Raw genomic sequence first — 10,732 nt, forward strand, 5'->3', positions numbered from 1 at the left:
ATTCAGCCCTAGTTCGCCGACCCGCTCCCAATCCGGCAAAATTTGAATTTCGGGTTGGGGAGGATCGGCATCGGGACGAAAGCGCACTAATGTGGCCTTTTCATCAAGGACTCGCAGGACTTGGCGACCAAAGCGGCTCAGGGTGTCTTCATCGTTGCCCCGTAGGATTACGTCCAGATCTGCGCCGCGCACGGGTGAGTTGGTGAGAATAATGCCACGCACCTGGCCAGGGCTCAGACGCAGCCGCACTCCCACCAGGTTGAGCTGATCAAGGGCTTGTGTGGCTACTGTGATATAGCGATCCACCTTAACACCCCGCCGCAGAATAATGTTGCTATTTGCCCGCAACGGATTGGCAATCGTATTCGTGCCAAGGAGGGCGCCACCCGTTGTGGTAAAGACTGCCTCTGTGCCGGGTTGGGCCATCAGCACCTCATCCACTGCCGCCATGACACGGCGACTCTGGGGCAGGGGTGTTCCGGGCGCAAAAATGGCGCTCAGGTTGACTTGACCAGTATTAATCCGTGGTAGCAACTCTTGGGGAATTTGCTGGCTGAGGAGCCAACTGCCACCGCCCAAGAGGGCGATCGCCAGCCCAACCACTAGCCAGCGTGCCCGTAGCACTTGCCCCAAGGCCCATTCATAGCGTCCCCTCAGCCAGAGGAACTTTTCATTAAAAAGGCGAATAAAGGCCACCTGCCGTAGGCGATTTTGCACCCGTACCCCCAAAAGGCGGGAGGCTAAGGCCGGCACCACCGTGAGTGCCACCAGCAGCGATGCGGCAACGGCAAAACTAATCGTTAGAATCAACTCATTAAAGAGCAGTGCAATCAAGCCCCCCAACAACAAAAAAGGCAAAATAGCAACCAAGTTAGTGAGGGTAGATGCTACAAGCGCTGATTCAATACCTTGGCTACGCCGTTTCACCTCCTCAAGGTACTGTTCTTGGATCATGTGCTGAGGGTCAATCTCCGCCAAAGTTTCTAACATCACAATGGCGTTATCCACGACGATGCCAACCCCGAGCGCCAGGCCACCCAAGCTAAAAACATTCAGAGAGAAATTAAATAGCCCCATCAGCAGTATCGCCGCCATCGTGGACAGGGGAATGGCCAGCAAAATAATCAGGGTTTGCCGTACCGAACCAAGAAACAGCAGCACAGCGATCGCCGCCAAGAGGGTTCCCGTCAGACCTGCAGTGATCACATTGTTCAAGGCGTTGCGGATATAAACCGACTCATCAAGGACAGGAATAATCCGCGCATCGCGGGGGACGAGATTGGCTGCCTGTAGCGCCGCTAAACGTCGCTTGATCCCATCGGCCACTTCCACTGTATTGGCTGCCGGTTGCTTGAAAATGCTGATTTTAACCGCGGGTTGGCCATTGAGTGTCACAAATACCCGTTGTTCGGCACTGCCATCGACAACTTGTGCCACATCCCGCAGATAGACCCGCTGACCATTGGTGCCTGTCAGCACCACATCCTCAATTTCACTGAGATTACGAAAGCGCCCCACTGTTCGCGTTAAAGGTTCTGCGCTTTGGCCGCGAATACGTCCGCCTGAGACATCTTGGTTGCGATCGCTCAGCGCCGTTAAAATTTGGTTTAACCCCACCCCTGTGGCCTGCAATCGATCCAGATCCACAAGAATTCGTACTTCTTCGGTCGTCCCCCCAGAGACATCCACCCCTGCCACACCAGGGACGATACTGAGTTCGCGCTCCAAATCCTCATCGGCAAAGACTCGTAACTCGCGGCCACTAAGGGTTTCTGAGGTCAGTGCAAACTCATAAACTGGCAATTGCGATGGATCAAACTTAAACAGTCGCGGCGACTCAATAATATCGGGCAAGGTACTGCGGGCACGGTTAAAGGCAGCGGTGACCTCATTGAGGGCCTGATCAACATCGCCACCGGGCTCAAAAAATAGGTCAATACTGACTTGCCCTTCACGGGTTTGGGAATAGACCTGCACCACCCCCTCCGTGCGACTCAGGGCTTCCTCAAGGGGCTTGGTCACCTCCTCAACAGCAACACTAGGTATCACCCCCGGAATATTCAGCCGTACACCAATGCGCGGGTAGGTAATCCCCGGCAGTAGATCCACTTGCAGACGCAGAAGGGTAAAGACCGCCAAAACCACGACTGTGAGGGTCAGCATCAGAGTGCCGATGTGGCGGGTTACCGCCAAGCCACTAAAACTAAAGCGTGGGGAGGTCATGGCAGGTCAATTACCCTAGTCAATTACTGTAGCCAATTACTGTAAAAGTCATCTTTTTAGACACCGCTACTTTAACATCGTTTCCCAGCGGTCGAACTGCTTCCCAAAAGCAATGGGGTCTATGCCCACACCCAGCGATCGCGCCCCCCATGTTTCGCCTGATACAAAGCTTGATCAGCACGAGGAATTGAGTCACTGAGCACCTGTTCCCCCATTCTAAACAGAGTGACACCCAAACTAATTGTCACAGATAAAAACTGCTGATCTGCGAGTTCCACGGGCTGGCTTCTCACGACTGAGCACAGTTCCTCGGCCGTTGCTCTCGCCTCCTCTTCGTAGGCAACAAAAAACAACAGGACAAATTCCTCGCCTCCCCAGCGGACCAAAATGCCCTCTTTGCGGTCTTCTAACACCTGCTTTGCCCTTGCCGCCAAGGTGCGCAGAACCACATCCCCCTGATCGTGACCATAGGTATCGTTAATGCGCTTAAAGTGATCAATGTCAAAAATCATGACCGTGAGCAGGGCTTCTCCCGTAGCGGCCTGGGATTCATAAGCCTCAACTCGACTCAACAGAAAGCGACGATTGAAAGCGCCAGTGAGGGGATCTAACCAAGCCAAAGCCAAAAGTGCTTGCTCCCGCTGCCGCATATCACTGATGTCAGAAAAGATCCACACGCGCCCTAGGCGACTATCGCCACGCACCGGGTGGGTATCAATGAGAAATGTTTTCTCACCCATCCGACACTCCCCCTGCGCACTGAAGTTGCCATTAGCAGCCAGCCCTTGAAAAATGTTGGCTAGCTCATCGCGGTTATCGCATCGCTCCCGCGCCTGTTTCATGTGCTCGGCAACGATCTGAACTGGATGGCTGCCCGCTGGCAGTTGCAGCCATTGAGCAGCGTAGGAATTGACCATTGCTGTAGAGCCATCCCCTTTGATTAAAACCAAGCCCAGCGGCACTGTGTCGAAAATATCTTGGAATTGCACTTCAAAGATGAAGCTATTTTGACTTTGACGATGATGGATCAACAGTTGGCGGTACAGAGCCGCAATGTAGCCTTTCTGTTCTGCGAGTTGCCGCAGCGGGCCTTCGACGGGATTCACCAGTAGCAACCCCTGGCAACAATCCTCTGGGTCACCGCAGGGGATGTAGACAATTCGCTCAACCTTATTTAAAAGACAGAAAAAAATAGAGGGCAGTTTGAGAAAAGGCAAAACATCAATAACAGCTCCCTGGACCAAATCTCGCCACGGCCCGATGATTTGCAGATTGGGAAATTTGGTAGTGCTGGTTGTGGTGATAATTTGTGCGCAATTGCCTTGCTGATCAATCGTTAGGGCGAGAACAAGCTCAGATTGCGACCAATTTGCGATTAGATGACAAAATGCTGTGATAGTATCGGGCGCGGGAAGAAGCTGGCGGGGTAGGTGTTCCTGCACTTTTTTTAGCATGCCCTAACCAGAATAGATTGTGCATTTATATGCTTATGTATTTTTTGAGTAAAGAACCAACGGCTGTGGGATGGGTCATGTGGGGAAGATGGCCTTGAGCGTCGATCCAATCAAGGGTACTGTGGGGCAGGGTGGCATGTAACCACAGGGCGACCCCTTGGGAAACTACGAAGTCATTGCGGTTAAAAATCAGGTGTACAGGCTGCTGTACCTTGCCGACAAAGGAGCGGGTATCGGAGTCAAAAATCATCCGGAGAGTGCGCAGGGCAATCCCTGGCTGCAATCGAAAGAGGGTCTTAGAAAAGTCAGCTAGCTGGTGCTCCTCCTTCACCCCAAACATGAGTGGGGCAAAACCCGCAGCCCATGCTTGATAGTTCGTCACCATTGCCTCATAAATGGCCTGTAGGTCGGCGAGGGTTAGGGTGCCAGGATAGTTCTCATCCTTGAGATAGCAAGGGGAGGGACCAATCCAGATGTGTCGTCGAAATAGGTCCGGTCTGGCGATCGCGGCAATGGCACCGATCATGCAACTGACCGAGTGCCCAACATAGATGCAAGATTGAACGCCAAGATTATCCAGCAATTCAATGAGATCATCGGCATAGCCATACAAATGGCTGTGTCTTTGGACATCATAGCGGTGTTGCGTATCCTCATCGGAGCCACAGCCTGCAAGATCATAGCGGATATAGGTGAAGCCCTTAGGGAAGAAAGGGTTTAAATAGTCCCAAGCGCTTTTATCAGTACCAAAGCCATGTCCAAGCACCACAGGAACCTCACCCCAGCCATCCATCTGGACGTAGGGCTTGAGAGACTCGGGAACACAGGGAACTTGACTTGTAATTTGCATAGAAGTTTCGCACTGATAAAAGCTGGAGTTAGTTTCTTTAGCTTTTAGTGAATGAATTGAGCTGGAAACCCCCAGAAAAATTCTACAAAAAGCATAACATCTCTAAGAGTGGCGCCAAATGATTTAGCAAAAGTTTATTACTGCCTCGCAGTGAGTAAGCGGTCTTGAACAGCTTATTGACCGGCCAACCGCTGCCGCAGGGCAGCCCCTGTGCCACGAGCTGCTGCTAGGACAGCACCGATTAACCTTCCTAAGTCAGGTTCTGCAAAATAGCGGATGGTGTTCCCCTTACACTAGCCTAGAAAAGGCAGAGATTCAGAAGAGACAAAGATGCAAGATGGGCGTGTAATTGCCGATTCAATTTCGCCAGCAGGGGTGCGCTTGGTGACGCTTCAACTGACGTATCCGCGCTTTATCCATAGTGAACTCCTCACCCATCGCGTGTTTTCTCGCAATTCCGCCAGTTCGCGAGCCGTTCCCGTGGCTAAAATGATGGCACAAGTGGAACAGAACCCAGTCATCCCCTACCATTGGGGAAAAAACCAGCGAGGGATGCAGGCGCGTGAAGAAAGTGAACAAAAGGAGGCGGCAAAGGAAATCTGGCTGAAAACTCGCCTCGCAGTTCTTGAGGGGGCACGCCAGCTCCATGAGCTGGGAATTCATAAGCAAGTGGTCAACCGCATGCTTGAACCGTGGATGTGGATGCAAACGGTTGTCAGCAGTACCGAGTGGGATAACTTTCTGCGCCTGCGCAATCACCCCGATGCCCAGCCAGAAATGCAGGCCTTGGCCAAGCTGATTCAGCATTTGCTGGAGACCCATGAACCCACTCCTGTGGCTGTGGGAGATTGGCACCTACCCTACATCGATCCGACTGAGCGCCAGCAATATAGTCTCGAGGAGTGCAAGTATATGTCTGTGGCCCGTTGTGCACGGGTGTCCTACTATCTGCGGGATGGTCAACGCAGTGACCCTGCCTCTGATCTTGCCCTCTATGAGCGCTTGGCGGGAGCAGAACCGAAGCACCTCTCTCCCCTCGAGCACGTGGCGGAATGTATGGGCGATCGCCAGTCCTACGCGAATTTTGTTGGCTGGCGACAACTCCGTTACTTTGAGGAGAGAAAATCAGCAAGTCCCCGCAAATGATCCGCGATACACTGAGTACCAGAAGAGGCTTACTTGACTATTTACTTGACTATAGCGAGGCGTGAACTATGGATGCTGTGATTAGCGTAAAGCCCATTCTGCTGGCCATGACGCCTGTATTTATTCTGTTGTGTTTGTTTTTTGGCACCCGCAATGGCTTCTACGACACGGATCAGTACCACGGCAACGGTTCTGCTCATTAAATCTAACTAGGGAGGGTGACTGATCGCCATTCATGATCGAGTGCCTCAACTATGGGGTGGGTCACGCTGAGGAGGGGGTGTGCATTGGCTTAGGAATTGGCACCTATCGAATTTTGCTGGACTGCGGTGTGCCGTCTCTTGATGTCCTGCCCCTTGCTGAGATTGAACAGCATCCCTTTGATCTAGTGCTCTGTAGCCATGCCCACGCGGATCATGCCCGCAGTTTGTTGGCACTCCATCGCCGTTTCCCCCATATTCCGATCTATGCCAGTGAAGTGACAACGCAACTGTTGCCCCTGAATTGGCCAGATGAAACGGTGCCTCCCTTTTGCCGTGCCTTACCTTGGCGATCGCCCGTGGAGTTTGGCGATGGCCTAACGGCTGAACTCTTTCCTGCGGGGCATCTGCCGGGGGCAGCGGTTTTTGTCCTCACCTATCACGATCCAGACCCAGAGCAACCGCCCCTGAGCGTGGTTTATACGGGGGATTTTTTCCTGTCCCATACTCGCTTTACGGAAGGACTACCCCTTGCGGATCTACGGGGATTGCAACCGGATGTGCTCATCATTGAGGGCAGCTTGGGCACAGCGCGACACCCCCACCGCCGGCAACAGGAAAACCAATTGGCGGAGCGCATCCGCACAGCGATTGACCAGGGCTATAATCTATTGCTTCCCCTGCCTCCCCTCGGTACTGCCCAAGAAATTCTCATCCTCCTGCGCAGTCATCATCTCTTTACAGGACAGCCGATTCAGATTTGGGTGGGGCCAGCGATCGCCCGCGGTTGCGATGCCTACCTCACGGTTTTGCCCCATTTACCCACCGCCATTCAAAACTTTGCCCACCACCAGTCCCTCTTTTGGGATCAGCGGGTCAAACCCCAAGTGCAGCCCTTGAGGAATTTGGCGCAAATTCGAGGTGAAGTCCCTACCATTATTCTTGTGGAGGAGGATCAAGACCTGCGCCCCTACGTGACCCAAGGGGGACGACCTTGGCTAGTGCTCTATCCACGTTTACGCTATGGTCAACCCGTACGGGAAGGCTATCCTGAGTTTGGAGACTTACCCAATGTGGAGGTGGATACGTTTTTACTCTCCCTCCATGCTGATGGTCCTGCAACAACTCAACTGATTCACAATATCCGACCGCAGCATGTGGTGCTGATCCACGGCAATCCCAACTACCTTGCGGACTTGGCTAGCCTGAATGAATTGAGTAACCGCTACCATCTGCACACCCCCACCAGTGGCTCAACGATTCAATTTCCCATTGGCCAATTGACCCTTTCGACGCCCAGTTCATTGGTGCAACTGGCCTATGAGGGAGAGGTGAGTGAGTGGAATCATGAAGTCATGATTCACCTACCAGCTTCTATTACCACCGATCCGCGCTGGCGACGGCTGGCAGATACCGGTTTTGTTCTGGCCTCTTGGCAAGGGGAGCAATTACTGATTCGCGGCATGACTCCCAAAGAAGTACTCGGTGGTACTTCAGCCCTAATCCTGCCCGACCAGCCCAGTTGCTTTAACTGTCAGTTTTATCGCGGTCAACGCTGCTGGAACGAAGCCTCTGCCCTCTACAACTTCAAAGTGGCACCGGAGGGCTATTGTCCAGCCTTTGAGCGGGCGGAAACGCAACCGGAACCCGAAAGCTAGGGAGTTTGTAACTGTCGCTGCAGAGCCACAGTGGGGCTTTCCGCGCCTGTTTTGGGGTCAATGGCGATCGCCATCAGGGCAATGGAATAGACCCTAGAAGGCACGTCAATGTGAAGGACAGTTTGCCAGTAATCCCCATAGGGATAAAAGTCAAACTCCACTAGCCAGCGGGGGCCAGCGATTAACTCCCCTGTTTCGCCATTGGTGATCCACACTTTGACGGAGCAACCCCGTTGTGTTGCAGGCAAATTCACCTTCAGGTGCAGCGGCGATACCAGTGGCTCCGGTGACAGCAGGAGCTGGGGTGGGGTCAATACATAGGTACTCTCAGGATTTGTCGATACTGGGGGTGTGGTTTCAAGGGGGGGCGCTAACTCAGCCAACTGCTGCAATCGCGACCAAAATCGCTTTTGGCGATCAATGGGCAAATCGCGAGGCGGTGATACAGTAACCGCAGACAAGGGCTGGCAAAAGCTGGGCAAATCCACAACAACGGGCGCTTTCACAGGCTTCAGTTGGGGCGGTAGGGAAAAACCGCTCACCGGCACAGGTTGGAGGGCCGTATCCCCCAAGATGGGCAACTGCGGGCCAGTGGGCGTTTTACGCTTCGGGGGGGAGGGTTGGGGCGGCGCAGAGACGGCAGGGATCTCGGGTGCCGGGAGCACCGTGACCATAAAGGCTTGGACTTGGCGAAGATCGCTGTGTTCTAGGGGTTTGTTGGGTAGGAGGCGGGCTTCCCCCACCATGACTGGATAATCCGCCAAGGGGGTGAGTGTACACTGAAACCCCCATTTTCCCTCGCGGGCGATCGCTGGCACTGAGTGCTCCTGTACCACATCGCGGGTGACGGGATTGCGCAAGCGAATCACCACTGTACCGGGAACGGCAACTGTGCCTTCCAAAACCAACGTTTCATCGGCAAAGATTGTGTAGGCACTTTGGGGCAGCTCAATCAGCGTCGTGGGCAACTGCGCAGGGGAGGGTTCTTGGGGCTGAGGGGGGTCGGCGGCTTTAACTGGCTGCTCTGGAACCGCAGGCAAGGTTTCTGGTGTGGGCAAGTCCCATGCTTCGCTTTGGGCAAGGACATCAAGGGCGATCGCAAACACCTCTGAATCCAGCACCCCCTCTCGCGCCACACGGCATCGAAACTCCCAACGCCCCGGCTGCAAATACGTAAAGGGCAGAATACCCATGAGTCCTGTGGAACTGCTGCGGTGGGTGCGGCGTTGATAGCGTTGCTTGGACACCCCCTGATCATCGTAAAGATGGGTAATTTGCACTTCCACAGAGGTTTCGGGAACAGGACAGCGCGCCATCAAGCGGTAACTGCCCTCCAAAACTTCCGCCGAGGGTGGCTCTAGGGGCAACCAAGCACGATCGCCCTCCTTTTGCAATAAAAACTCCCATCCGCCCATAGCTCACCTTCACTCCGCTACTGCTTAGGATATTGCACAGAAGATGCCGTATTATGCAATCTGGAGCCCCCAGTTAGGGGTGGGAGAACGCCACTTGCACCAGTGAAACATCATCGCTGCCAAAGGCAGCGGGCGCTGCATGCCTTTGCACCTGGGAAATCAACTGGGACAATGGGGGCACAGGGTTTTGGGTATGGGCAGCAATCAGTAATTCCCTAAAGGCTTCCAGACCCCAAACCTGATTGTCGGTTGTTTCAAACTCATAGACGCCGTCACTAAAGAGATAGAGAACTGCCGAAGGGGAGACTTCAATCGTGGCTTGGGTAAAGACCATGTCAGCAAACATACCAATGGGAATGCCCGGGGTCTTGAGGAGGGTAGCTCGCCATTGATCAGCCTCAGGGGTGAGGAGGAGTGCCGGCGGGTGTCCACCACTGGCATAGGTCAACTGCCGCGTTTGGCGATCGTACACGCCGTACCAAATCGTGAAATACTTTTCGTGCTGAGCCGTCATTTGAAAGCCATTGTTGAGGGCTTCAAGAACTTGGGCAGGTTGGAGGAAATCAAACGTGCCGCTGGTTTGCTCCCGCGTTGTGCTCCGCAACAGATTCAAAACGGAGACCGAAGGCAGAGCCGCCCCCAAGCCATGGCCTGAAACATCGAGAATGTGGAGCACTAAATAGCGATCGCCCACCCAGCAAAAGTCAAAGCAATCGCCCCCCAACTGACTGGAAGGCAAGAAGTAGTAGTTAATTTTGCAGGGAGCTTCTTGGGGAGCCGGCAGGAGCGACCGCACATAATCAGCAGCCTCGTGAAGCTCAGCCTCAAGGAGTTGTTTTTGCTTAAGCAGGTCCTGACTCAGTTGATAGAGGCGCAGACCCGCCTGAATTCGTGCTCGCAGTTCGTTAGGGTCAATGGGCTTTGACAAGAATTCATCGGCACCAGCATCCAAGCCTTGAATGCGATCCTCCAGTTCCCCTTTGGCCGTGAGTAGAATAAAAAAACTGCGGGAGAGTTCCTGATCCTGCTTGATGTGACGGCACACCTCTAGGCCGTCCAGTTCGGGCATCATCCAGTCGCAGATAATCAAGGCGGGTTTCTCGGCGGTGGCGATCGCAATCCCCTCGCGGCCATGACTGGCAACGGATACCTGATAGCCCAAATCCCTTAGGATTTTCCGCAACAGGAATCGGGTGGTGGGATCATCATCAATAACCAGAATTTGATAGGGCTGGCGATCGCCACTCATAGCCTAATTCTAAGAATCTCCCCCTAGTGTATCCCAAGGGCTTTGGCTATTTTTGTATCCGCTTGGGATCAAGGGCATCCCGCAGGCCATCGCCGACAATGTTGAAACACAGCACCGTAAGCACAATCAGTGTGGCCGGCGCCCAGACCAACCAGGGCTGTAAGACCAAGATTGAGGCATTGGTTGCCAAGGAAAGCATATTCCCCCAGGAGGGATCCGGCTGTTGGATCCCCAAGCCAATGAGACTGAGCACCGATTCCGCCACAATAAAGCTGGGAATCGAGAGCGTTGCCGCAATAATCACGTAGGTCGCTGTTTGGGGAATAATGTGCCGCACAATAATGTAGAGCGATCGCCCCCCCATGACCTGTGCCGCTTGGACAAAGGCCATTTCCCTAATGCCTAGAACCTGACCACGAATGACTCGCGCTAGCCCTGCCCAGCTCACAAAGGACGTGATCACTGTAATCAGCAGGAATCGCTCACCACTACTGAGCCCCACCGGGAGTACTGCCGCCAAGGCCACCAGCAGATAGA

Annotated in this window: 9 protein-coding genes; 3 read left to right on the forward strand and 6 right to left on the reverse strand. The window is 53.8% G+C overall.

Translation table 11 applies throughout. The annotated features are described in order from the left end of the window. From H8Q75_RS08605 to H8Q75_RS08615, 3 genes are all read right to left on the reverse strand, one after another. Positions 1-2,223: efflux RND transporter permease subunit (locus H8Q75_RS08605; protein ID WP_297041137.1), on the reverse strand; the 2,223-nt coding region annotated here is incomplete at its 3' end. A gap of 119 nt (positions 2,224-2,342) precedes the next feature. Then, positions 2,343-3,329, reverse strand: a complete 987-nt coding sequence (locus tag H8Q75_RS08610) for a GGDEF domain-containing protein (RefSeq protein ID WP_297041138.1) — start codon at positions 3,327-3,329, stop codon at positions 2,343-2,345. A 373-nt stretch (positions 3,330-3,702) separates the two neighbouring features. Next, positions 3,703-4,527: an alpha/beta hydrolase gene (locus H8Q75_RS08615; protein WP_297041139.1), complete on the reverse strand. Its 825-nt coding sequence runs from the start codon at positions 4,525-4,527 to the stop codon at positions 3,703-3,705. A 330-nt stretch (positions 4,528-4,857) separates the two neighbouring features. Here H8Q75_RS08615 and H8Q75_RS08620 point away from each other — a divergent pair, with 330 nt between their 5' ends. From H8Q75_RS08620 to H8Q75_RS08630, 3 genes are all read left to right on the forward strand, one after another. Further along, positions 4,858-5,673 (forward strand): FAD-dependent thymidylate synthase, encoded by an 816-nt coding sequence (locus tag H8Q75_RS08620; RefSeq protein WP_024124342.1) that lies wholly within the window; start codon positions 4,858-4,860, stop codon positions 5,671-5,673. Between the two features lie 68 nt (positions 5,674-5,741). Beyond that, the gene (locus H8Q75_RS08625; protein WP_024124343.1) at positions 5,742-5,876 is read left to right on the forward strand and encodes a hypothetical protein; all 135 of its coding nucleotides are present in this window, start codon (positions 5,742-5,744) and stop codon (positions 5,874-5,876) included. A 32-nt stretch (positions 5,877-5,908) separates the two neighbouring features. Further along, entirely contained in the window at positions 5,909-7,531 is a 1,623-nt protein-coding gene (locus H8Q75_RS08630) for an MBL fold metallo-hydrolase (protein ID WP_024124344.1), read from the forward strand. On the opposite strand, the gene H8Q75_RS08635 is transcribed toward H8Q75_RS08630, so the two are convergent. The 3 genes from H8Q75_RS08635 to H8Q75_RS08645 all read right to left on the reverse strand — a co-directional run. Further along, complete coding sequence (locus H8Q75_RS08635) at positions 7,528-8,946, reverse strand: hypothetical protein (RefSeq protein WP_297041140.1); 1,419 nt, start codon at positions 8,944-8,946, stop codon at positions 7,528-7,530. The two genes, H8Q75_RS08630 and H8Q75_RS08635, sit on opposite strands and share 4 nt — an antisense overlap. Before the next feature lie 73 nt (positions 8,947-9,019). Continuing rightward, on the reverse strand, positions 9,020-10,195 hold the full coding sequence (locus H8Q75_RS08640; protein ID WP_024124345.1) for a SpoIIE family protein phosphatase: 1,176 nt from the start codon (positions 10,193-10,195) through the stop codon (positions 9,020-9,022). A 46-nt stretch (positions 10,196-10,241) separates the two neighbouring features. Further along, a partial coding sequence (locus H8Q75_RS08645) for an ABC transporter permease (RefSeq protein ID WP_297041141.1) occupies positions 10,242-10,732 on the reverse strand: 491 nt, incomplete at its 5' end.

Source organism: Thermosynechococcus sp. OHK43, assembly GCF_014466085.1.
Taxonomy (GTDB): Bacteria; Cyanobacteriota; Cyanobacteriia; order Thermosynechococcales; family Thermosynechococcaceae; genus Thermosynechococcus.